Source organism: Streptomyces sp. NPDC091412, assembly GCF_044756885.1.
Classification (GTDB): Bacteria; Actinomycetota; Actinomycetes; order Streptomycetales; family Streptomycetaceae; genus Streptomyces.
This window is the reverse complement of the sequence record NZ_JBIVTV010000009.1, coordinates 193,729-215,614: the sequence shown is the minus strand read 5'-3', so window position 1 is coordinate 215,614 and position 21,886 is coordinate 193,729. Positions and strand designations below refer to the sequence as shown.

Genomic DNA, 21,886 nt, shown 5'->3' with positions numbered 1-21,886 from the left:
CTCATACCTGCCGTCAGCACGCGTCCACGGGGACTGTGCCGTCGCGACGGTGCCCTGGCCGTCGACGGCTGACGGTACCCCCCTCGCGGCCCGTCCACCCCGCCGTTCCCGGCGACGGTGCACGGGTGTGCTCGTGGCGTGGCGGCTCCATGGTGTGTCTGGTGTCAGGAGGACAACGGTGCGAGGCGTGCAGGCCGTTCGCGGGTCAGGTCCTGTTGTCGCGGGAGGGGTTGTACGCCGTGTAGGGGTCCTCGTCCGTTTCCCCGCGGTCGCGGCGTTCGGTCTGGTAGGCGGTCCAGGCATCCCTGCCCTGCCGGATGGACTGGGACGGCGTCCCGGTGCTGGCGCAGAACTCGGCGAAGGTCAGGTCCGATTCGGCCAGGCGCCAGCGCCGCTCCGTCCGCGGATCGTCGCGGGTACGCGCTCGGTCGAGGCCCTCGATGCTGCGGGCGCGGGCGAGCTCGTCGACGTCGTAGGCGATGCGCCGCAGCACGGCCGCCACCCGCGGCAGATCGACCACCACCGGGTGCCGGTCCGGGAAATCGGCCTCCGGCCGCAGGTTCACCACTGGCGGATACTGCTTCCGCTCCAGGTGGTCGATCCACTCCGCGCACTGACGGATCCAGCCGACCTCGTCCACCAGCCGCCCGGTCACGTCCGCGCGCCCCGACAGTTCCTCGTCGTCGCTACCGTCCGGATCCTCCGGAGCAGGCCAGCCCGCTGCCCGCAACTCGGCCGGCATCGCCTCCAGCACGTCCGCCTGGGCGTCCTTGGTCAGCTGGTGTACCCGGGTCGGTGATAGACCAGCCGCCTCCGCCGCCTTCCGCACCGACACCCCGTCGGCCCGCGCCCAGGCAAGCGCCCCGTCCCGTTCCTTCTCGGCCTGCTCCAGCCGCCACGCGGCCCGCCGCACCCGCGCCAGCACCCGCCGCTCCCGACGAAACTTCCCCAGCCAGTCACCCCTCACCAGCCGCAGCTTGCCAGGTTCGACACGGCGACACAGAAGTGTTCAGCAAACTGAACACCCAACCGCTACCCACCGCACCGAAACTCCCCGAGGGCCGCGTAGAACTGCGCGTCGGTGCGGACCGTGCCGTCGGCCCGCCGCTCGGTGTCGGCGTTGACGGTCCCCGGGGCGCGCTGGACCCGGGCCCGCAGCGACGCCCGGCCACCACGAGCGACGGGGGCGCCGCCCATCGGCAGCGCCCCCCTTCGCATATCTCCTGAACAGCCCGTACTCCAGGGCCGGTACAAGTCCGTTCCGGAGCCGCTCGAGTCGCTCCGGTCGCTGACCGATCATCGACAATTCCGCTCCGCCTGTTGCGTAAACGGCCGCGCCGGCTCTACCGTCCTTTACGAAACGGTCGTAGCGAAACCAACTCAAAGGGAGGCCCGAGCCGTGGTCCCTGCTGCACGACGCGGACGCCCCCGCACCGAGGGAGCCGACGAGAAAATCCTTGGGGCAGCGCTGGAGCTCCTGCTGGAACGCGGCTACGACCGCTTCTCCGTGGACGAGGCCGCAGCCACCGCCGGCGTCGCCAAGACCACGCTGTACCGGCGCTGGCCCACCAAGGACCACCTGATCGTCGCGGTGGTCGCCCGAATGCAGGACGAGGTGCCGGTCCACTACAGCGGCGATGTGCGGGCCGACCTCACCCGCTACCTCAACGCCATCGTGCACGGCCTGGACCGGGTCCGGCGGGCCGGCCGTCCGGCCGGTTCCGGTGACACCTCGGCCGGCCTCGTCGCCGAGGTCGCCGCCGCGGCAGCCCGCCACGCCGATGTCGGCGCGGCTGTGCACGCCATGTTCGCCCGTCGCAACGCCGTTGTCCTCGCCCTGCTCCAAGAGGCCAAGGATCAGGAGGAATTGCGCCCCGGCCTGGATCCCGAGGTCCTCTTCGACCAGCTCGCCGGAGCGCTGTACTACCGCCTGCTCGTCACCGGCCGCCCCCTCGACGGGGCATACGTCGGCCGCCTCGTCAGCACGGCCCTCGAGGGAGCGGCCCGCTGACCCACCCCCCGGGCCTGCCCGGAAGGAACGGCCCTACACGAAAGTGGAGAGCCCATGACCGTGACAGCATCTTCCGCCACCTCCCGCACCACGCACCCCGTCCGCCCCCGGCGGAACCGCAGGCGCCGCCTCCTCCTGGTGGCGCTCGCCGCACTGGTGGCCCTTCTCGCCGGCTGGACCGCTTGGACCACCACCCACCCGACCCGGCTCACCGCCTCCATCGAGATCGACGCGACACCCGACCAGGTCTGGCAGGTGCTCACCGACCTGCCGGCCTACCCGGAGTGGAACCCGTTCATCACCTCGGCGCAGGTGACCTCCTCGGGAGGCGCCCTGCGGCAGGGCGCGCACCTGCGCAACGTCCTGCACTTTGCGGACGGCAGCACCACCGTCTTCACCCCGGAACTGCTCACCGTCTCCCCCGGCCGGGAGCTGCGCTGGCTGGGCCGGTTCGGTCCGGGCTGGATCGCGGACGGCGAGCACCGGTTCACCATCGAGCAGCTCGGGCCGCACCGCGTGCGCCTTACCCAGAGCGAGAGCTTCACCGGCGTGGCCGTGCCCTTCCTCGGCGGCTCGCTCGACAGCACCACGCTCCCCCAGTTCCGCCTGATGAACCAGGCCCTTGCAGCGCGGGTCACCTCACTCGCCCAGGGCTGACTGGACGTCAGTCGACCCCATTCGAGCGGCCACGCGTCCTGGGTGTACAGGTTGGGCCGGAAGAGAGGTTGCTGACTGCGACCGAACCAACGTCGGTGAAGAGCGCCGCGTAGTCCGGCAGAACGGGCCAAGCCTCGCGCAGTGCGGCCAGGGTCGCGCAAGGCCTCCGAGGGCAAATCCCGCGCCGCAGGGCTCGTCGCTTTGCCAACCGCTCAGCACCCCGCCCCAAGCTGGATCTCGGCCACCGTCTCCTTGCAAGGAGTGAACGCATGACATCCCCAACGCGCCATAAAGTCATCCGGAGTTCAGCCTCGGGCCCGGTCCGTGGGGCCTGGTCCCTGCTCGCCGTGTTTCTGCTGGCCTGGACCGTGCTCGAGATGGTCAACCACGGCGGCGGGACGATTCCGCTGGGCATTGTGGGCTTCATCGCTCCTGACCTGACGCTGTTCGTCGGGCCGGCGGGGCCGCACGAACCCGGGCAGCTCCCACGCGGCAAGGTGGCCGCCTACAACCTCGTCCACCGGCCGATCGGCCCAGTTCTGGGGCTCGTCGTCGTCCCCTTCCTGCCGGGCGACGGACCAGGTGCCAACGTGGGGCTGTTCACCTTCGCACTCGGCTGGCTGCTGCACATCGCTTCTGATCGGGCGCTCGGCTACGGACTGCGCACTGCCGACGGCTGGCAGCGCTGAGCGCCGACCGAGCGGCTTCCGCGGCCCCGGACGCAGCGACCGAAGCTCCGCACGACCTCGACCAAGGCTCACCTCAGGAGGCTTTCTCCATGGACACGAATCAGCGGACGGCCCACGAGCCCTCCGCGGCCGACGGCCCTGCTCTCCGCTACCCGTTCCACCGACCGTGAGCGATCGAGATACCCCCCCCCGTCTACGCCGAGTTGCGAGACCAGTGCCCCGTCGCGCACATACGACTGCCCAGCGGCGACACGGGGTACGTGGTCAGTCGATACGACGACGTGCGCACGGTGCTCGCCGACGGCGCGTACAGCCGGGCAGCCACCGTGGCACCGGGTGCGCCCCAGCTCTCGAAGACCCCGCCGCTGGCCGGTGGGCTGTTCACCATGGACCCGCCCGAGCACACCCGGTTGCGCAAGCTGGTGCTACGGGAGTTCGCCAACCGCCGTGTGCAGCAACTGCGCCCGCCTATCCAAGAGTTGACCGATGGTCTGCTCGACTCCATGGAAGAGCTATCCCCGCCAGTCGACCTCAACACCGAGCTGGCCTTCCCCCTGCCGGTCATGGTGATCTGTGAGCTGCTCAAAGTGCCCTTCGAGGACCGGGACCGCTTCCGCGCATGGTCGGACGCATTCGTGTCGCTCACCTCGCACACCGAGGAGGAGTCCGCGGCTCAGCGCGCGTCGATGATCGCCTATCTCAAGGAGCTCATCGACCGCAAGCGCGAGGAGTGCCCCGATGACCTCATCGGGGCGCTCGTCGCCGCGCACGACGACGCTCAGCTCTTCCGCTCACTCAGGACGCAGAACTCGTTGCCCTCCGGGTCGAGGAGGGTCACCCAGTGCTGCTCGTCCTGCACGGTGTCGGCGCGCCGGGCACCGAGGGAGAGCAGCCGGGCGACCTCGGCCTCCTGGTCGTCGGGGCGGAAGTCGGGGTGGAGCCGGTTCTTCGACGTCTTGCCCTCGGGGACAGGTACGAAGAGCAGCCCCGGCATCTGGTCCGGCTCAGGCCGGATCTCGATGATCTCCTCGGATTCGTCGACCACTACCCAGCCGAGAGCCTCGGCCCACCAGCGCCCGAGAGCGACGGGGTCGGCGGAGTCGACGATGATCTGTTCCCATTCCAGTGTCATGGGCCTGAGCATAGACAGGACCGGCGGCCCACCCGTCCCTCCGTCGAGGGGCGGGCCGCCCCGGCGGCCCTGGCTCATCATCTCCCGGCAGTGACAGGAGAGCGAACACGGCCTCGGAGTCCTGGCTCAGACACCAGCCGCAAGGTAGCGGTGGATCACGCCTCTGCGGTCGCGGTGGCCTGTTCGTCGTGTTCGCGCAGCATCCGCATGACGGTAACAGGGCCGCGTGCTCAGCGGGTGGCGCGTACGGCGGCAAGCCGGTAGCCGCGGGCTTGATACGCCGGGACGAGCTCCTCCACCGCCCGCTTGCCGGGCCCGCTCGCCGTGGAACGTCTCGCCGGTGCCGCCCTGGACGCTCACCCGCTGACCGTCGGCGGACGCGATGAGGGTGACGGTGACTTCGTCGCCGTCGGTGTCGCGGACCAGCTGCCACTCGCTCCGGCTCTCGCCCGGGACGTGCGCGCGCACCTCCACCCGGAAGACAGGTACGTCGCGGGCCTGGCCCGTGGTGCTCTGCCACTCGCCGGCCACCGCGTGGCCGAGGCGGGCGAGCGCGCGGTCCGGCTCAGGGCCTGTCCGGCCCTGAGCCACCGCCGGAAAGATCATTGCTCTGCTCTGCCCCCGTATTCCATACTGAGTGCCGCCGCCGGAGACCCTGGCGGCGTTCAGGGGGAAATCATGCGTATTGCTCGTAAGGCAGGCGTCGCGCTGACCAGTCTCGTGATGGCCGGGGGCCTCGTCACCGCGACATCTGGCTCGGCTTCCGCCGCGACGGACGAGATCTGCACGTACCCGTCCGTCGATGTCTACAACGACGCCGGCAAGTGGGCCGGCTCCGGTCTGTGGAGTGCGAACCCCGGCTGTGGCGTGACGGGGGACACCCTCGGCGCCTTCGACGCCACCGCCGACGGATATGGCGTCGTCGCCCATCTGAGCGCGCCCGACGGCAGCATCCCCGAACGCGTGGTCAGCACCTCCGGCCACAATTCGCCTTACACCGCGTGGAAGAGCGGCAACCTGCCCGAGGGCCATCAGTACATCATGTGGGCCTGCCTGACGAAGGGCGGCGTCACGTCCCACTGCTCGAAGACCAAGATCGTGACCTCCTGACGCTCGCGTCCGATGACGGCTTGCGTTTGACGGCTTTCGTCTGACGGGTCGCGTCTCCCTCGCCGGGTGAGCCCCGGCCGCCGCGGTGGACTCCGCGGCGGCCGGGGCTTTCGGCTGGGACGCCGGTGGTCTCGCCCCTCTCGGGCCGGCCGACGTGCGGCGTCAGGCCGCCGTGGTGGCCGCTACCCCGAGGTGCCGGGCGAGGAAGCGGGCCGCGCTGTCGGCCTCGAACCTGGGCAGGTCGAAGTGGAGGCTCGCGTTCACGGCCCCGGAGTCCCAGCCCGGACACCAGGGAACAAATAACCGGTCGGTAGCTTTCAGGGCTTGGTGACCGTGGCCTTCTTCGGCTGGCGAGGCACGGTTTTGGTCTTGTCGAGGTGCCCGTACACCGTCGACCGGGGAACGCCGAACATGTCGGCGATCTGCTGGACCGTCTTCTCTCGCTCGCCGTAGAGCCGTTGGGCGAGCGCGGCCTGATCCTCGGTGAGCTTGGCCGGCGTCCGCCGACCCGGCCGCGGGTCGACGTTCGTCCACGCTCCCTGGTGGGTCTACCTCGGTCGAGTGCTCGTGGCGCTGGTGCCGGCGGCGCTGCCGCAGGAGTCCGAGCACCGGCGCGACTTCCAGGGTGCGCCGTTAACGAGCGGCGAACCAGGTGACAAGTGGCTTTCTGTAATCAGAGTGACGCTCGGTCAGGGAGAGCGAGGCGGGGCCCGGGGAGTTCGCCGGCCGCTTGGAGAGCGGCGACGTCGGCGCGCGCGGCCTCGATGGCTTCGGGGTACGCCTCGCGCTTGGCGTGCTCGGCGAGCGCCCGGTAGACGCCGGCGACGGAGGGGCCCGGCCCCTTGCGCTTGCCGGTGGGGATGATCAGGTCGGGCTGGATCTGCTCGACGGACTCGCCGTTCGCCCTGCGGCGGAGCACCGGTGTGCAGCATGTCGTCGGTGACGACCGGCGGCCGGCCGCCGTGCTTGCCCTTGCAGGCCGCGGTGTCGAGCCCTTCCAGCATCGACATCGCGGATGTTCTCCCGCTCGGTCTCCGCCATCGCCGCGAAGAACGCGAACAGCAGCTTGCCCGGCCGCGGTGCCGGGGCGGCACGGTGAGGAGACGCCCACCGAAGGGGAGACGGGACACGCGCACTGAACCCGGGTGGCTCCTGAGGTGGAGGAGTTCCCAATTCCACGGCCGGGCACGACCGGGGGCCCGTTTCACGTACTTATGTGATCATGATATACACATCCTTCACATCTTCTTCACTGTCAGTTTCCTAGGCTGGGACTCCTCGTGAGCGCTGCTGGTTCCGGCGGGCGGGTGCAACCCGCCCGCCCAGGTGATCCTTCCCGTGTCGGCCCCTACCGGATCATCGGCCGCCTCGGCTCCGGCGGCATGGGGACCGTCCATGCCGGTCTCACCGCCGACGGGCTCAGGGTCGCCGTCAAGGTGATCCACCCTGCGCAGGCCGAAGACCCGGAGTTCCGGGCCCGGTTCCGCCGCGAGGTGCAGCTGTCCGCGCGCGTGCAGGGGCCGTGCCTCGTGCCGCTGCTCGCCGCCGACCCCGAAGCCGACGCACCCTGGCTGACGACCGCCTACGCTCCGGGCCCTACCCTCAACCAGTACCTGGCCGACCACGGCCCCCTGACCGGCGGCACCTTGTACGCCTTCGCGACGGGCACGGCCCAAGCACTGGCGGCCGTCCACGAAGCCGGCGTCGTCCACCGGGATGTGAAGCCGCAGAACGTCATCCTCACTCCGGCCGGCCCTCGCGTCCTCGACTTCGGCATCGCCCGCGCCGCCGACGGCACGAGCGTGACCCGGACGGGCGTCATGACCGGCACCCCCGGCTGGATCAGCCCCGAGTACTACCGCACCAGCACCGCCGGGCCGGAGGGCGACATGTTCGCCTGGGGCGCGCTCGTCGCCTACGCCGCCACCGGCCGGCTCCCGTTCGGCACCGGCGCGCCGGACGTGGTCGCGTTCCGAGTCATGTCCGGGGACCCCGACCTGGACGGTGTACCCGAGGAACTGCGCGAAGTCGTGGAGAGCGCCCTCGCGAAGGAACCCGCCGAGCGGATATCCGCCGCCTCGGCCGCCCAGGAGTGCTCGCGGTTCCTCGCCTCCCAGGCCACCCAGGTCCTCGCGGGCGGCGACGGACCGGCACCCACCCGGGTCGGCGAACTGGTCACGGCCGTGTGGGAGATGCCCGCCGTGGACGACCCCACCTGGCACGCCCCCTCCCCACCCTCCCGCAGACGGGCCGTCACAACTGTGCTCGTGGCCGCCGCCGTGATCGGCGCTCTCGCCGGGGGCGCCTTGGCCTTTCCGGCCGCCTTCCCGAACGGCGGAGACCGAGGCGGCGCGCGGGACTCCGCCGCAGGCCGGTCGACCGCTTCCCCGGCCCGTCACGCCGGCGGCGCCACCGGGCCCGTCGGAACCCCTGGCCCCGCTGCGGCGACGCGGACCGCGGCCGATCCGCGCGGGATCCGCGTACCGGCCGATCCGCTGGCCGGCGTGGCCCACCCCGCCTTCACACGGGCCGGCAACGAGGCCCAGCCGTCGGACGACGAGTGGAGAGCGAGCACCACCGCGAGCACCCAGGAGGAGAAGGACACCGCCCAAGCGATCGAGGACGACGTGAGGTCCATGCTCGCCACCAAGGGCCTGGACCACCTCACTGCCACGGTCACGTTCAACCGGCGTGCGCAGACCGTGATGGTGACCGGCGGGCCGGTCTCCCAGCTGCCGGAGGACGACCAGGAGGTGTTCCGCAGGGCAGGAGAGATGGCATCCTGCACCACTCTCGCCCACCGCCTCCAGACCAGCCCCACCACCTGGCCCTACGGCCGTTACTCCGCCTTCTGGAAGAACTCCGACGGCGACATCGAGGCGGACGTCCTCGGCTTCGGCGAGGCCACCGACGGGTGCTACTACGAGGTCGCCGGGCAGTGGCAGGGAGACGAGGCCGGCATGGCGACCGCGCAGATACCCAGTACCGACAAAGACGAGATTCGAGTCGCCGACGCCACGGACAAGGCCATCACCGCCGCGTGGAAGATCCGGGTCGCCGAGGGCAACGGCGTGGACCCCTCCGCCGCGGACGACGACATCAACCTCGGGTTCGACCCGGCCGAGAAGGCCGCGTACGTGTGGATCCAGGACACCTATGGAGCGCTGGTCGGCCGCGCCCAGAGAGCCAACTTCCAGGATGTCGCCCGAAGGACTACCTGCAGGAAGCTGAGGGACGAGTACAGCAGGAACCAGTCCTGGCAGTACATCCGCTGGTCCGTGGCCGTCTACAGCGGGAACATGGGAACCCCCGAGTTCATCGGCTCGGGTGACTGCCTCTCCTGACCGCTGCTTTCCCGGAGGCAGGAGACTCGGCGGCAGCCCGTTCCGCAGCCGTACGGCCTCGCTCGCGGCTGTCGCCATTTGGCGACAGCTCCGGTTCGGCGGCGGGTTGGGGACCGGTGCCCAAGGGGCGGCGGGGGGTGATCACGGCCCGAGTCTCGCAGTTCGCCGGACGGTCCAGGACAAACGGCATTAGGAATCAGTGTCAGGGGACACCGACGCCCAAGACGCGGACATCCTGACCAGGCGCCTGCACGAACTGGACGCCGACCGGTACGGCCAGATCTTCAGCGACGACCTCAAACGCCTTTGGTCAACGGACGAGGACCCGAAGACCCTTTGCCGAGGGCTCCGGGGCGGGAGAGGATGCGTCCATGATCGACACGAATGAGAACCCCGAGGAACAGGCCGCGATCGCCGCGGCGAAGGACGGTGAACTGCGCCTGCACGACCCCGCCGTCCGGGCCTCCGCCGTCGGCGTCCGGCTGTTCGACCCCGAGTTCGTCGAGGTCGGCGCCTCCGGGCGGCGCTGGACGTACGAGGAGATGGTCGCGGCCCTGCCCACCCTGCACGGCGGAGCGGACAGCCCGCGCATCGAGGCCTCCGGCATGCGCGGGGTGCTCCTCGCCCCGGACCTCGTGCACCTGACGTACGAGAGCGTCATCGCCGGCCGCCGGGCCCGCCGCAGCTCCCTGTGGCGCAAGGGCGAGGGCGACACCGGATGGCGGCTCTACCACCACCAGGCCACCCCCGTCCCCGAGGGCTGAACACCCCTGCTTTGACGGGGTTTTCAGCCAGGTGCGGGTGCCATTAACGAACGTGTCACCGACCCTGGTGGTTAATTACACAGAGTGTCCGAACGTCGGAAGTCACCAGCCGCGAGTATGCCTCCATCGCTGACAAACCGGACGGGAAGTGGTGCCTCCGCAAACGTCGCCGTGACAATTAACCACCAGGATCGCGCACCGTTGCGGCCGCTTTCGCCCAGTCCCTGGCCGGAGTTGAGGGAGAAGAGATGGGCGGGATGGGCGGCGCAGACGCAGCCGGGGATCGGTGCGTGCTCGCCGTGGTTGTGCGTCGGCCGGGGTGGCCGCGCCGTCGGGACTCGGCGGGCTGAGGCATCAACGGGCCGCCAGCTCGTTCAGCGGGATCTCCAGGATCTCGCTGAACGTGGGGAACGGGTGCACCACGTCGGCGGCGACGTCCACCGGGACGCCGGCCCGGATGGCGAGCGAGACCTCGGAGATCCATTCCTCGGCATGGCCGCCTAGGGCCGTCGCGCCGATCACGGTGCGGGTATCGGGATCGGCGAGCAGCATGAGCCACCCGGTGGACTCTCCTTCCGTCGCCGAACGAACCGCTTGGCTCATCGACGTACGTGTGGTCAACGGCTCGATCCCGGCCGCCCGGGCAGAGGCGACGGTGTGGCCCACCGAGACGAGCACCGGATCGACGTAGACCGCGTGCGGCACGGCTCGGTAGTCCGCGGTGACGGTGCGGCCGCGGAGGTTCGCGGCAACGATCCGGCCCTGGTAGTGAGCGGTATGGGTGAACGGCGCGACTGCGGTGACGTCACCCACCGCCCAGACGTGGTCGGCCCCGAGGGCCCGGCATCGCTCGTCCACCGTCACCGCCCCGCGGGGGTCCAGGTCGATCCCCAGCCGCTCCAGTTCCAGCCCGGCCGACCGCGGCCGCCGTCCGGTGGCGAGCACCACCACGTCCGCCTCGACGCGCTCCCCGGTGTCCAGGAGCAGGCGCGCGCCCGTGCCGTGCGGCTCGGCCCGTGTGGCCTGCGTCGCCGTGTGCAAGCGGACGCCCTGGCCGGTCAGGACCTCCGCCAGGGCGGTGGACGCTTCCGGCTCCTCACGGGGGATCAGCCGCCGGTTGCGTTGCACCATGGTGACGGCGGTGCCGAAGGTGGCGAAGAGGAACGCGAGCTCGCAGCCCACTGGTCCGCCGCCGAGCACGACTGCCGAGCGGGGATGGTCGGAGGTGCTCATCGCCTGGTCGCTCGTCCAGACCGGTACCGCCGACAGGCCCGGCAGCTGCGGCCACACCGGCTCCGACCCGGTGTTGAGCACCAGGTCTCGGTAACCGATCTCGGTGCCGTCCACCTCCACGACCCCGGGCCGGACGACCCTGCCGTCGCCCCGCAGGAGGGTCGCACCGGTCTTGGCCAGTGCGCTCGCGTTCGTGCTGTCGTCGCGACCATGAACGATGCGCTCCCGGCGGCGCACCGCCTCCTGGTAGGCGTCGGCCCCCGGGACGCGTCCGGAAAACAGCCCAGCCCACTGCGGGTCCGCCGCCGTCTGCCACACCCGTGCCGAGCGGAGCATCGCCTTGCTCGGCACACAGGCCACGAACGGGCATTCGCCCCCGACCCGGGCCCACTCGACCACCGCCACCGAGCGGTCACCGACCGAGCCCCAGATCAGTTTGGCGGCCGCGCCCGCCCCGAGGATAACGACGTCGTAGGTGTCCACGGCTCCTCCGATCGCCGCTGCCCCCTCAGCGGCCGGACACGAGTTTCCCAGGCCATCCCCGTCGTTCATCCTATGAGCCCGGGCGGTAGCGCGCAGCCCGGAACACGGCGGCGACCTGAGCGTGGCAGCCGGTGTCAGCAGCACTCATCTGGGAGTCGCCGTAGCAATTCACCAGCCACAAACGGCAGTCCGTGAACAACAGCACCGCTGCTCAGGGGCCGTTCGCCGCGCCGGGTCCGTCGGTGGTCGTCCTCCCGGCACTGCTGCGGAGGTTCGCGCCGACGCATCTCGGTTAGGCTTCCAGGCTCAGAAATGATCAGGTGTTCGAGGCTCTGACCAGGCCGTCGGACATGACATCGGGGGATGGGCAAGCACGTGTTCAACGCCGTCTTCGGGGACGACATATGGTTCCTGGCCGAGCTCACAGCCGTGGCCGCCGTCCTGGGGCTCCTCGCGTGGCACGTGGCGCGCCGGTGCCGTATCGCCCACGCGGGCTGGTGGGCGCCGCTGGTGTTCTGTCTCACCGGAGTCCTCGGGGTCACGCTGGCGCTGCGCGGCGGCACGACCGGACGTGCCGAGTGCGTGGTCAACCACGACCTCACCGAGCCGCTGTACACCACGCAGGGCATGTGGAACCTGGCGATGTTCGTACCGCTCGGCCTCTTCGGCGTGCTCGCCCTGCGCCGACCGCTGCCCGCGCTGGCCGGCGTCCTGGCACTGCCGGTCCTCATCGAACTCGCCCAGGCACTGGCCCCGTTCGTGAGCGGCATCTGCGACAGCGCCGACGTGGAGATGAACGCCGGCGGCGGTGCGCTGGGCGTGGCCGCGGGGCTCGTGCTGCTGCGCGGGCGCGTCGCCTGGCGGGCCTGGGCCGCGCCCATCGCGGCCGTGACCGCCGTCCTCGCCGTGCTCGGGGCGGTCGCCTGCCGGACCGCCGTCACCCTGAACCACATGGACGGCTCCAGCGTGCGGGACGCCCGCGGTGACGAGCGCGTGGCCGCCGAGCGGGCCGTACACCAGGCCTTCGGCGACCGCTACCGGGTCGGCGCCGTCAGGATCAGCCCCGGCCTCGACGGCTACAACGGCTGGATGAACATCCAGTTCGCGGGCGGGTTCCCCGCGGAGCTGATGTGGCCCGGAGGACGCCGGCTGAACGTGGACTTCGGGAACACCGCGAGTATGGGAAGCATGGAGAAGGTCGGTTACATGGTGCCGGGCGCCGGCACGCCCCACGGCACCGCCGACGCCCACCGCATTGCCCGCACCTACATGCACGCCCACTACGCCTGGGCCGAGTCGGCGTCCTGGCACGCCACTCGAGCGGTCCACGACAGCGCCGGCTCCGGCTGGGTGACCTCCTGGCGGTTCAAGGAGCGGGGCGCGGAGATGCCCCGCAGCCTCGACGTACGGATCAACCCCGCCGGACGCGTGTACGGGATGCAGGTCGACCTCGGCCCCACGCATGTGCCCCTCCCCGCCAAGCTGATCTCGGCACGGCGGGCCGAGGAGATCGTCCGCGAGGAGCGGAGGAAGACCCGTGCCGACACGGCCGGGCTGCGGATTGAGGTCGGTCCGCTCACCACCGAGCGGACCATGGGCCATACGGGTCCGTGGCGCGCGGTGTGGTCGGTGGTCGTCACCGACACCCGGTGCACACCCGCCGCGGACGGAGACGGCTGCGAACCGATGACGGAATCGTTGGACGCGGCCACGGGCGAAAGCGCGGACTGAGGGGAGCGCAAGCGCGCCAGTGCACTCTTGGCCCCTGGCGCGCTGTGTGGACGTCTGCCTCAGCTCACGTCCGAAGGGTCCGGCCTCGGGGAACATCGGTACAGCGGTTATCGGTGAGAACGATGACGGCCGCTGAGCGCCGCCAGGTGGTGCGCGCCGCGGCGGCCGGGGATGCCGTCAGGAACCGACCCGCTCGTAGCGGAGCGAGGTGTAGCCAAAGCCGTCGGAGTAGACCTGTGCAATGCTGGCGGCCCCGAGAGCGTCGACCCGTCGAGCCTGCAGCCGGATCGTTGTCGGCCTGCTGACACTGATCCGCTCGCTGATCGGTGCGGTCCCGTTGCCGCCGGCCATGGCCTCGCCCGCGTTCAGGTTGATGACCTGGTACACGAACCGCTCGCTCTGCGACACCTCGGCGCCGGAGTCGACGTCCCACAGCCGCGCGGTGATGGACGTGTTGATGAGCGGAGTGCCTGAGAGGCGTCCGCGGACGTTCGCGTCGAGATCGTATGTGCCACGCTTGGGGAGGGTGACCTCGAGCGGGGTGTCAGTCCAGACTCCGTTCGGCAGGTTGACAGGCGTATTCAGCGTTGCGATCCCTCCACTGTTCGATGCGGGTGCGATGGGTGCCGTACTCGCGTTGCTCGGCGCAGTGAATGCGGTCGTGGTGCCGATGAGCAGCGTTGCGGCGATGGCGGCGAGGCCAGTGCGCAGGACTGATTTCATGGTTCCTCCCGGACGAAGGCGATTCGGAACATGCCTCCGATAAGGTACGGAACCTGACAGAATATGAATATATTGAACATGCTGGTTGAATGGGTGACAGCGGCTCGTGCAGCAGACAAGTGAGGCACACGGGGGTTGCAGGGGTATCTCGGCGATACTCCACTTAGGGCGCGCTACCGACCAGCCGGAGGGCCGGCCGGTCTTCCTCGGCGCCGAGCATTCGACGAACCTGGGGCACGCTCCAGGCCAGTTCACGTGCCAGTTCCGTGATTGTAGGCCGTGGTCGCAGGCAAGGGTCCTTGGCCCAGCCCACTTCCCCTTCCAGGGAGAGGAGACCACCGTGTCGGCCCTGTTCTCGTATAGCTAATCCGTTGCTAACGCCACCGTGGGACAGCCGTTGAGCCCGGGTGTTGTTCGAGCAGCATTGCTGATCACCTGGTCAGCTCTGGCTGCGCGAGGGGACGCCGAAGGGATGCCTTTCGTATAGCTGGCACCGAGCGCCTCGCCGTAGACCGGCGGCCTTCGGCGTCTCCGACTGCATGGGCGGACGCCACCACCCTGACGGCCGCTCCTCGTTAGCGCTTGTGGGACGAGCCCACTACACGGAGACCTCTTACCGCGCGAGCCGTCTAAGCTCCTGCTTAGACCGAGGCCCGCGTGGTGCGCTGGTGCCGCGAACGACTGGTGAGGTGTCGGCCCAGCCGTCAGCAAGGCGGTCAAGGACTTCGAGAAGCGGTTCTGCCGCAGCACGACGGACCGGCTCAGCCACAGCACCCGTTCGCCGCTGGAGGACCTGATCGCGGGCGACGGCGCCGAGCACGGCACAGACAGCGCCGACGCGGTGGCCGGGGGCGGGCGGTCGCACTTCACCGAGCTGAAGACCGACCCCGGCGCCCCTGGCCTTGAGTGCCTGCTGGCCGAGGTGAACAAGCTGGAGCGGGTGCGTCGGCTGGAGCTGCCTGCGGACCTCTTCGCCGACGTGTCGGAGAAGCTGGTCGACGCCTGGCGGGCGCGTGCGTCGAAGGAGTACCCGGCGAACCTGGAGCGGATGAAGCCGCCGCGACGGCTGACGCTGCTGGCCACGTTGTGCCCTGTCCGGCAGACGGAGATCACCGACTCGCTGGTGGACCTGTTCATCCAGCTCGTGCTGAAGATCAACACGCGCGCGGAGCTGAAGGTCGAGAAGGAGCTGGGGGGCGGAGCTGAAGAAGGTCCGCGGTAAGGAGGCGATGCTCCTGCGGGTTGCGGAGGCGGCTCTGTCGGAGCCGTCCGGCACGGTGCGGCGGGTGATCTTCCCGGTGGTCGGCGGAGAGAAGACGCTCAAGGCCCTGGCGGCGGAGGCCGCGGCGAACGAGGCCCGCTACAAGGCCCGGGTCCGCTCCGTGCTGCGGTCGTCGTACTCAGCTCACTGGCGGCGGATGCTCGCACCGCTGTTGAAGGCGCTGGAGATGAAGTGCAACAACACGGCCTACCGGCCGGTGATGGATGCGATCGACCTGCTCAGGCGATACCTGGAGCAGCCGCTGAAGGAGGGCGCGTTCTTCGGCCCGGCCGAGACGGTGCCCCTAGGTCCTTTCGTCACATTCCCGTCCTCCGCCCGGAGGGCGGGCCGCGCGGCGTCCGGTGCGTGCGATCGCAAGGCGCCGGGGCGATCTCGTGACGGAGCCACGTGGACGGTTCGGCAACACGGCGGGGAATCCCCCGGGTCCCCCCTGCTCGAAGAGCTTGGGGGAGGGCGTGCCAGGCGTCGTCGCACGGCAGGCGGGAATGTGACGACAGGGCCTGGGGGCCCGTCCTCCACCCGCCCCGGGGCCCACCGGACGCCCGGCGGCCAGCGACAGGCGGCCGCCCTGTCCGGGGAACGTCGCGACCCGGCGGGTACTCCGACCGCGCCAGCGGCCTCCGCGGCGTGAGGCGGCGGCACGGGGCGCCGCCTGTCCGCCCGCGTCCGAACCGCCACCACCGTGCCGCCCACCGCGTCCCGGACCCCGGCGGGTGGGTGCAGGGTCGTGGGCGGCGGCAGGCGGGCGGGCGTCATCGTCCCACCCGCTGTGTCAGGTTGAGCAGGTACTGCTTGCGGTCCAGTGGGTTGTGGTCGGTGCGTGGGCGCTCGGGGACCGTGTCGCCCGTGACCGGCGCGTAGTGGTCGAAGGCGCTCTCCAGGTCCCCCTCACCGCGGGTCAGCCCCGGCAGGCGCTGCTCCAGCGCGTGCACCCGGGCGGCCGGGACGCCGCCCTCCAGAAGGCACACGGATCCGTGGGTGACGGTCGTCCGCGGCACGGCTCGCAGTGCGGACAGCACCGGCAGCAGGGCGCCGAGCGTGTCCGCCGGGACCTCGGCGCGGAAGCGGTGCACCGGCTCGTGGACCAGCGTGCCCGCGCGGCGCAGCGCCTCGATCAGCACCAGCGGGGTCAGGCCCCGGAAGTCGGCCCCGGTGCTGGACATGCTCTTGTCGAAGCCCTGGTGGGCGTGGCTCTGCCGGGGCGAGTAGCCGCAGTGGGTCAGGGTCACCGTGCAGTCGATGACCTGCCAGCCGTGCAGCCCCTGCCCGAGGGTCTCGCGCACGGTGTCCTCCACCGCCTTGAAGAAGGCGTACGGCATCGAGCCCAGTTCGACCTCCAGGCGGAAGTCCACCCCGGAGCCGGCCGGCGCGGGGTCGACGCGCAGCCCGACGGTGGCCAGGAAGGGGTTGCCGTCCTTCTTGTTGAACTCGACGGCCGCACCCGTGCCCACCGGCCGCTCGACGCACAGCGGGGTGGTCTCCCGGAAGGTGACACACAGCCCGAACTCGTCGGCGAGCGTGGACTGGAGGACCTCCTTCTGCACCTCCCCGTACAGGGACACGGAGGTCTCCTGCCGCGCCTCGTCGTGGCGCAGCCCGATCAGCGGGTCCTGTTCGGCCAGCCGGGTGAGTGCGAGGTGCAGGGCCCCGCCGCCCACGCCGGGGCCCGGTTCGACGACGGTCTCCAGGGTCGGCGGCGCGAAGAAGTGCTCGTAGGCCTTGCCGGGCTCGCCGACCGTGTCGCCGATCCGGATGTCGGCCAGGCCCCACAGTCTGGCGATGCGGCCCGCGGACACGGCGTCGGCGCGGACGTCCGTGCCGTGGTCGAACACGCCGATCGCGGTGACCCTGCCCTCCGTGCGGGCGTCGCCGTAGGGGACGCGGTCGCGTACCCGGAGGGTGCCGGAGAACATCCGCGCGTACGCCACCTTCTCCCCCGCGAGACCCCGCTCGACCTTGAACACGGTGGCCGAGACGGGCCCGTCGGGGTCGCCGCCCGCGGCGGGCAGCAGTTCCTTGACGCCGCCGATCAGCGCGTCCACTCCGGCACCGGTGATAGCGGAGCCGAAGTACACCGGGTGCACGAGGGCCTGCCGAGTCTGGGCGGCGAGGGCGGCGCGCAGGCGGTCGGCGCGGAGGGTGCCGTCGACGTACGCGGCCAGCAGGTCGTCGTCGTGCTCGGCGAGGACGTCCGGCGCGGACGGGCCGAGGCCGGGCACGAAGCGGGCCTCGCGGGCGCCGATTCCCGTCACCCGCCCCATGGGTACGACGGCCGGTGTCAGCCGCCGGGCGACGGCACTCAGCAGTTCCTCCTGCCGGGCGCCCCGCCGGTCGATCTTGTTGACGAAGAGCAGGGTCGGGATGCGCAGCCGCCGCAGGGTGCGCATCAGGACGCGCGTCTGCGCCTGGACGCCCTCGACGGCGGAGACCACGAGTACCGCGCCGTCGAGCACGCCCAGCACCCGCTCCACCTCGGCGATGAAGTCGGGGTGGCCGGGGGTGTCGATGAGGTTGACGGTCACGTCGTCGACCGGGAAGGAGACGACGGCGGACTTGATGGTGATGCCGCGCTGCCGCTCCAGCGCGAGGGTGTCGGTCCGCGTACTGCCGGCGTCGACGCTGCCGAGCGCGTCGATCACCCCCGCGGAGTGCAGCAGCCGTTCGGTCAGACTGGTCTTACCCGCGTCGACGTGCGCGAGGATGCCGAGGTTGAGCAAGTGCACTGGGCGTCATGTCCTTCTTGATGGCGGGGATTCCTTCCGGGGTGGACATGGACGCTGTGCGCATGGGTGCTCCTCGTTCGGTGACGACGTGATGACGTGCAGTGCAGCAGAGCCGAAGCGCCGGGGCAATGGATTAACGGTCAACGACGCCTGTCGCACCACTCGCCCGCGCCCCGACACGGTCATAGAGTGACGTACACCACACGGTCGACGACATTTCCCCCACCCATGCCCATACGGCCCCCGGAGGGAACATGACCCACATCTCGGTCACGGTGGACGGCACGGCCTACGAGGACGAGGTGGAACCCCGTCTGCTCCTGGTCCACTATCTGCGCGACCGCCTCGGACTGACCGGTACCCCGATCGGCTGCGACACCTCGAACTGCGGAGCCTGCACGGTCGAGTTGGACGGCGCGAGCGTCAAGAGCTGCACAGTGCTGGCCGTCCAGGCGGACGGCGGCGAGGTGACCACGGTGCAGGGACTGGCCAGGGACGGCGAGTGGACGGAGCTGCAGCGCGCGTTCCACGAGCGGCACGCGCTGCAGTGCGGCTACTGCACCCCCGGGATGATCATGGCCGCGCGCGATCTGCTGCGCGAGAACCCCCACCCCGGCTCCGACGAGGTGCGCAAGGCGCTGGAGGGCAACCTGTGCCGGTGCACCGGCTACCAGAACATCGTCCGCGCGGTGCTCGCCGTCGCCGAGGGGGAGACGGCCGCCGGCGAGCGGACCGGGTCCGCCCAGGAGGTGACGGCATGACCGACCAGGCCGTCGAACGCGAGGTCGGCAGGGCCCGGCTCCGCAAGGAGGACGCCCGGCTGATCACCGGGCAGACCAACTGGACCGACAACATCACCGTCACCGGACTGCTGCACCTGGCCGTCCTGCGAAGCCCCATGGCGCACGCCCGCATCGAACACATCGACGTCTCCCCCGCCCTCGAACGCCCCGGCGTCGTCGCCGCCTTCAGCGGCCGCGACCTCGCCGGGGGACTGGGGTCGCTGCCCTGCGCCTGGCCGGTCACCGAGGACATGGTGCTGCCGGACCATCCGCCGGTCGCGGTCGACGAGGTGCGCCACGCAGGTGACCCGGTGGCGGTCGTGGTGGCCCGTGACCGGTACGCGGCGGCCGACGCGCTGGAGGCGGTCGAGGTCGACTACGAGCCCCTGCCGCCGGTCCTGGACCTGGAGGAGGCGCTCGCCGACGACTCCCCGCTGGTCCACGCCGACAAGGGCACCAACCGCGCCTATGTGTGGCCGCTGAGGACCGGCGAGGACTTCGAGGCGGTCAAGCAGCGCGCCGACATCGTCCTGCACCGCCGCTACCGGCAGCAGCGCCTCATCCCCAACGCCATGGAGCCGCGCGCGGTCGTCGTCACCCCGCTGGCCGCCTCCGGGGAGTTCACGGTGTACTCGGCGACGCAGATCCCGCACATCCTGCGGATCATGCTCTCGGTGGTCACCGGCGTGCCCGAGCACAAGCTGCGGGTGATCGCCCCCGACGTGGGCGGCGGCTTCGGCTCCAAGCTCCAGGTGTACGGCGAGGAGGCCATCGCGGTCGAGGTCGCGCGCAGGCTGGGACGACCGGTGAAGTGGACCGAGTCCCGCTCCGAGGGCTATCTGGCCACCCACCACGGCCGCGGCATGATCCAGGACATCGAGATCGCCGCGACCCGCGAGGGCCGGCTGCTCGGTCTCAAGGTGGACCTGATCGCCGACATGGGCGCCTATCTGATGCTGGTCACTCCCGGCATCCCGATCCTGGGTGCCTTCATGTACCCGGGGATCTACAAGATGGACTCCTACGAGTTCAACTGCACCGGTGTGTTCACCACCCGCACCCCGACCGACGCCTACCGCGGCGCCGGGCGCCCGGAGGCCACGTACGCCATCGAGCGGGCCATGGACGAACTCGCCGCCGAGGTCGGTCTCGACCCGGTGGAGGTGCGGCGGCGTAACTGGATCCGGCACGAGGAGTTCCCGTACGCCTCGATCGCGGGCCTGACCTACGACAGCGGGAACTACGAGGCGGCGACCGAGAAGGCGCTCGCCCTGTTCGGCTACGACGACCTGCGCGCCGAGCAGCAGCAGCGCAACGAGCGCGGGGACGGCGTGCGCCTGGGCATCGGCGTGTCGACGTACACGGAGATGTGCGGGCTGGCGCCGAGCCGGGTGCTGCGGGACCTGAGGTACTCGGCCGGCGGCTGGGAGGCGGCGAGCATCCGCATGCTGCCCACCGGCAAGGTCGAGGTGGTCACCGGCACCAGCCCGCACGGACAGGGGCACGTGACCTGCTGGAGCCAGATCGCCGCGGACGTGCTGGGTGTGCCGTTCGAGGACGTCGAGGTGCTGCACGGCGACACCCTGGCGGCGCCTCAGGGCATGGACACCTACGGCTCGCGCTCGCTGGTCGTGGGCGGGTCGGCGGTGCACCGCGCCGCCGAGAAGGTGGTGGACAAGGCGCGGAAGGTCGCGGCGCACCTGCTGGAGGCGAGCGAGGACGACCTGGAGTTCAAGGGTGGCGTGTTCTCGGTGAAGGGCTCGCCGGAGGCGCGCAGGACCATCCAGGAGGTCGCCTTCGCGACGTTCACCTCGCACGACGTGCCCGACGGCATGGAGCCCACCCTCAACTCCGAGTACCTGCTCGACCCGGAGAACTTCTCCTACCCGCACGGCACCCATCTGTGCGCGGTCGAGGTCGACACCGAGACCGGGCAGACCCGTATCCGCTCCTACGTCTGCGTGGACGACGTGGGCCGGGTGATCAACCCGGTGATCGTCGAGGGGCAGGTGCACGGCGGACTGGCCCAGGGCATCGCCCAGGCGCTGTACGAGGAGGCCGTGTACGACGCGGAGGGCAACCTGGTCTCCGGCACGATGGCCGACTACCTGGTGCCGTCGGCGGCGGACCTCCCCGACTTCGTGACCGACCGGACCGAGACGCCCGCGGTCTCCAACCCGCTCGGCGCCAAGGGCGTCGGCGAGGCGGGCACGATCGCCTCGACGCCCGCCGTCGTCAACGCGATCGTGGACGCGCTGCGCCCGCTGGGCATCCACGACGTGCGGATGCCGTGCACCCCCGAGCGGGTCTGGGAGGCCGTGCGGTCCGCGCAGGCGCGGTCGGCGCGGAAGGAGGCCTCGGCATGATTCCCCCCGCATTCGACTACGCCCGCCCGGCCAGCGTCGACGAGGCCGTGCGCACTCTCGCCGACGCGGGCGAGGACGCGAAGGTGCTGGCCGGCGGGCAGAGTCTGCTGCCCCTGCTGCGGCTGCGGCTGGCCTTTCCCGAACTCGTCGTCGACATCGGGCGGATCCCCGGGCTGCGCGGGGTCCGCGAGGACGGCGGCACGCTCGCCATCGGCGCGCTGACCACGCACCACGACGTCGTCCACGACCCGCTGGTGCGGCGGTACGCGGGCCTGCTGGCCCAGGCCACCGAGACGGTCGCGGATCCCGCCGTACGGCACCGGGGCACCCTCGGCGGCTCGCTCGCGCACGCCGACCCGGCCGGGGACCTGCCCGCGGTGGCGCTGGCGCTGGACGCCGAACTGGTCGCCGAGGGGCCCGGCGGGCGGCGCGCGATCCCGGCGCGCGAGTTCTTCGCCGACTATCTGCAGACCGCGCTGGCCCCCGACGAGCTCCTGGTGGAGGTACGGGTGCCCAAACGTGAGGGCTGGGGCTACCGGTACGAGAAGTTCCACCGGGTGGCGCAGTCCTGGGCCATGGTCGGTGTCGCCGCGCTGGTGCGGCGCGACGACGGGCGCATCGCGGAGGCGCGGATCGGGCTGACCAACATGGGGTCGACCCCGCTGCGGGCCGCCGCCGCGGAGGAGGCGCTGGCCGGTGCCGGGGACGCCGACGCGGTGGCGCGGGCGGCCCAGTCCGCGGCCGAGGGCACCCGGCCCTCGCGGGACGCGTCGGCCTCGCCCGAGTACCGGGCGCACCTCGCGCGGGTGCTGACCAAGCGGGCGGTCCTGGCCGCCGCCGGGATGGGGTGAGCGCC

At 71.0% G+C, this 21,886-nt stretch carries 19 protein-coding genes; 12 read left to right on the top strand and 7 right to left on the bottom strand.

From position 1 onward, the window contains the following. Positions 1–205: 205 nt before the first annotated feature. Together ACIQMV_RS23045 and ACIQMV_RS23040 are read right to left on the bottom strand one after the other, a co-directional pair. Positions 206–967, bottom strand: a complete 762-nt coding sequence (locus ACIQMV_RS23045; RefSeq protein WP_402595123.1) for a hypothetical protein — start codon at positions 965–967, stop codon at positions 206–208. A gap of 65 nt (positions 968–1,032) precedes the next feature. Further along, on the bottom strand, positions 1,033–1,197 hold the full coding sequence (locus ACIQMV_RS23040; protein ID WP_402595121.1) for a hypothetical protein: 165 nt from the start codon (positions 1,195–1,197) through the stop codon (positions 1,033–1,035). A gap of 202 nt (positions 1,198–1,399) precedes the next feature. On the opposite strand from ACIQMV_RS23040, the gene ACIQMV_RS23035 reads away from it, so the two are divergent. The 3 genes from ACIQMV_RS23035 (at position 1,400) to ACIQMV_RS23025 (ending at position 3,357) form a co-directional block, all read left to right on the top strand. Next, on the top strand, positions 1,400–2,011 hold the full coding sequence (locus ACIQMV_RS23035; RefSeq protein WP_402595119.1) for a TetR/AcrR family transcriptional regulator: 612 nt from the start codon (positions 1,400–1,402) through the stop codon (positions 2,009–2,011). Positions 2,012–2,065: 54 nt separating this feature from the next. Further along, complete coding sequence (locus ACIQMV_RS23030; RefSeq protein WP_402595118.1) at positions 2,066–2,668, top strand: SRPBCC family protein; 603 nt, start codon at positions 2,066–2,068, stop codon at positions 2,666–2,668. 269 nt (positions 2,669–2,937) lie between these two features. Beyond that, complete coding sequence (locus ACIQMV_RS23025) at positions 2,938–3,357, top strand: DUF4260 family protein (RefSeq protein ID WP_402595116.1); 420 nt, start codon at positions 2,938–2,940, stop codon at positions 3,355–3,357. A 778-nt stretch (positions 3,358–4,135) separates the two neighbouring features. On the opposite strand, the gene ACIQMV_RS23020 is transcribed toward ACIQMV_RS23025, so the two are convergent. Further along, positions 4,136–4,489, bottom strand: coding sequence for a VOC family protein (locus tag ACIQMV_RS23020; RefSeq protein ID WP_402595115.1), 354 nt, complete (start codon positions 4,487–4,489; stop codon positions 4,136–4,138). A gap of 678 nt (positions 4,490–5,167) precedes the next feature. On the opposite strand from ACIQMV_RS23020, the gene ACIQMV_RS23015 reads away from it, so the two are divergent. Further along, positions 5,168–5,599 carry a hypothetical protein gene (locus ACIQMV_RS23015; protein WP_401777122.1) on the top strand — a complete coding sequence of 144 codons (432 nt, stop codon included), beginning with the start codon at positions 5,168–5,170 and terminating at the stop codon, positions 5,597–5,599. A gap of 673 nt (positions 5,600–6,272) precedes the next feature. Here ACIQMV_RS23015 and ACIQMV_RS23010 read toward each other — a convergent pair. Beyond that, positions 6,273–6,518: a hypothetical protein gene (locus ACIQMV_RS23010; RefSeq protein ID WP_402595113.1), complete on the bottom strand. Its 246-nt coding sequence runs from the start codon at positions 6,516–6,518 to the stop codon at positions 6,273–6,275. Between the two features lie 361 nt (positions 6,519–6,879). Between ACIQMV_RS23010 and ACIQMV_RS23005 the strand changes: the two genes are divergently transcribed. Beyond that, a complete protein-coding gene (locus ACIQMV_RS23005; RefSeq protein ID WP_402595111.1) occupies positions 6,880–8,943 on the top strand; it encodes a protein kinase in 2,064 nt (687 codons plus the stop codon). A 371-nt stretch (positions 8,944–9,314) separates the two neighbouring features. After that, positions 9,315–9,707, top strand: coding sequence for a DUF4440 domain-containing protein (locus tag ACIQMV_RS23000; RefSeq protein ID WP_402595109.1), 393 nt, complete (start codon positions 9,315–9,317; stop codon positions 9,705–9,707). A 354-nt stretch (positions 9,708–10,061) separates the two neighbouring features. On the opposite strand, the gene ACIQMV_RS22995 is transcribed toward ACIQMV_RS23000, so the two are convergent. After that, positions 10,062–11,423, bottom strand: a complete 1,362-nt coding sequence (locus tag ACIQMV_RS22995; RefSeq protein ID WP_402595107.1) for a dihydrolipoyl dehydrogenase family protein — start codon at positions 11,421–11,423, stop codon at positions 10,062–10,064. Positions 11,424–11,786: 363 nt separating this feature from the next. Between ACIQMV_RS22995 and ACIQMV_RS22990 the strand changes: the two genes are divergently transcribed. Then, positions 11,787–13,154: a VanZ family protein gene (locus ACIQMV_RS22990; RefSeq protein WP_402595105.1), complete on the top strand. Its 1,368-nt coding sequence runs from the start codon at positions 11,787–11,789 to the stop codon at positions 13,152–13,154. 177 nt (positions 13,155–13,331) lie between these two features. Here ACIQMV_RS22990 and ACIQMV_RS22985 read toward each other — a convergent pair whose 3' ends face one another. Then, positions 13,332–13,877, bottom strand: coding sequence for a hypothetical protein (locus ACIQMV_RS22985; RefSeq protein WP_402595103.1), 546 nt, complete (start codon positions 13,875–13,877; stop codon positions 13,332–13,334). Between the two features lie 841 nt (positions 13,878–14,718). On the opposite strand from ACIQMV_RS22985, the gene ACIQMV_RS22980 reads away from it, so the two are divergent. Together ACIQMV_RS22980 and ACIQMV_RS22975 are read left to right on the top strand one after the other, a co-directional pair. Further along, on the top strand, positions 14,719–15,099 hold the full coding sequence (locus tag ACIQMV_RS22980; protein ID WP_402595101.1) for a hypothetical protein: 381 nt from the start codon (positions 14,719–14,721) through the stop codon (positions 15,097–15,099). 7 nt (positions 15,100–15,106) lie between these two features. Next, the gene (locus ACIQMV_RS22975) at positions 15,107–15,790 is read left to right on the top strand and encodes a hypothetical protein (protein WP_402595100.1); all 684 of its coding nucleotides are present in this window, start codon (positions 15,107–15,109) and stop codon (positions 15,788–15,790) included. A gap of 121 nt (positions 15,791–15,911) precedes the next feature. Here ACIQMV_RS22975 and ACIQMV_RS22970 read toward each other — a convergent pair whose 3' ends face one another. Then, positions 15,912–17,882, bottom strand: a complete 1,971-nt coding sequence (locus ACIQMV_RS22970; RefSeq protein ID WP_402595099.1) for a GTP-binding protein — start codon at positions 17,880–17,882, stop codon at positions 15,912–15,914. Positions 17,883–18,136: 254 nt separating this feature from the next. Here ACIQMV_RS22970 and ACIQMV_RS22965 point away from each other — a divergent pair, with 254 nt between their 5' ends. Genes ACIQMV_RS22965 through ACIQMV_RS22955 form a run of 3 tightly spaced genes read left to right on the top strand, consistent with a single transcriptional unit; the run spans position 18,137 to position 21,881 of the window. Then, complete coding sequence (locus tag ACIQMV_RS22965) at positions 18,137–18,643, top strand: (2Fe-2S)-binding protein (protein WP_141355428.1); 507 nt, start codon at positions 18,137–18,139, stop codon at positions 18,641–18,643. Further along, positions 18,640–21,030: a xanthine dehydrogenase family protein molybdopterin-binding subunit gene (locus ACIQMV_RS22960; RefSeq protein WP_402595097.1), complete on the top strand. Its 2,391-nt coding sequence runs from the start codon at positions 18,640–18,642 to the stop codon at positions 21,028–21,030. Before ACIQMV_RS22965 ends, ACIQMV_RS22960 begins: the two co-directional genes overlap by 4 nt. Beyond that, positions 21,027–21,881 carry an FAD binding domain-containing protein gene (locus tag ACIQMV_RS22955; RefSeq protein ID WP_402595096.1) on the top strand — a complete coding sequence of 285 codons (855 nt, stop codon included), beginning with the start codon at positions 21,027–21,029 and terminating at the stop codon, positions 21,879–21,881. The genes ACIQMV_RS22960 and ACIQMV_RS22955 overlap by 4 nt, the downstream gene beginning before the upstream one ends. Positions 21,882–21,886: the final 5 nt, after the last annotated feature.

What these genes read in the sequence shown, in the direction of transcription:
- ACIQMV_RS23040 (WP_402595121.1), bottom strand. Translation starts at nt 1,197, where the DNA reads ATGGGCGGCGCCCCCGTCGCTCGTGGTGGCCGGGCGTCGCTGCGGGCC.
- ACIQMV_RS23030 (WP_402595118.1), top strand. Translation starts at nt 2,066, where the DNA reads ATGACCGTGACAGCATCTTCCGCCACCTCCCGCACCACGCACCCCGTC.
- ACIQMV_RS23025 (WP_402595116.1), top strand. Translation starts at nt 2,938, where the DNA reads ATGACATCCCCAACGCGCCATAAAGTCATCCGGAGTTCAGCCTCGGGC.
- ACIQMV_RS23020 (WP_402595115.1), bottom strand. Translation starts at nt 4,489, where the DNA reads ATGACACTGGAATGGGAACAGATCATCGTCGACTCCGCCGACCCCGTC.
- ACIQMV_RS23015 (WP_401777122.1), top strand. Translation starts at nt 5,168, where the DNA reads ATGCGTATTGCTCGTAAGGCAGGCGTCGCGCTGACCAGTCTCGTGATG.
- ACIQMV_RS23000 (WP_402595109.1), top strand. Translation starts at nt 9,315, where the DNA reads ATGATCGACACGAATGAGAACCCCGAGGAACAGGCCGCGATCGCCGCG.
- ACIQMV_RS22990 (WP_402595105.1), top strand. Translation starts at nt 11,787, where the DNA reads ATGGGCAAGCACGTGTTCAACGCCGTCTTCGGGGACGACATATGGTTC.
- ACIQMV_RS22985 (WP_402595103.1), bottom strand. Translation starts at nt 13,877, where the DNA reads ATGAAATCAGTCCTGCGCACTGGCCTCGCCGCCATCGCCGCAACGCTG.
- ACIQMV_RS22975 (WP_402595100.1), top strand. Translation starts at nt 15,107, where the DNA reads ATGCTCCTGCGGGTTGCGGAGGCGGCTCTGTCGGAGCCGTCCGGCACG.
- ACIQMV_RS22965 (WP_141355428.1), top strand. Translation starts at nt 18,137, where the DNA reads ATGACCCACATCTCGGTCACGGTGGACGGCACGGCCTACGAGGACGAG.
- ACIQMV_RS22960 (WP_402595097.1), top strand. Translation starts at nt 18,640, where the DNA reads ATGACCGACCAGGCCGTCGAACGCGAGGTCGGCAGGGCCCGGCTCCGC.
- ACIQMV_RS22955 (WP_402595096.1), top strand. Translation starts at nt 21,027, where the DNA reads ATGATTCCCCCCGCATTCGACTACGCCCGCCCGGCCAGCGTCGACGAG.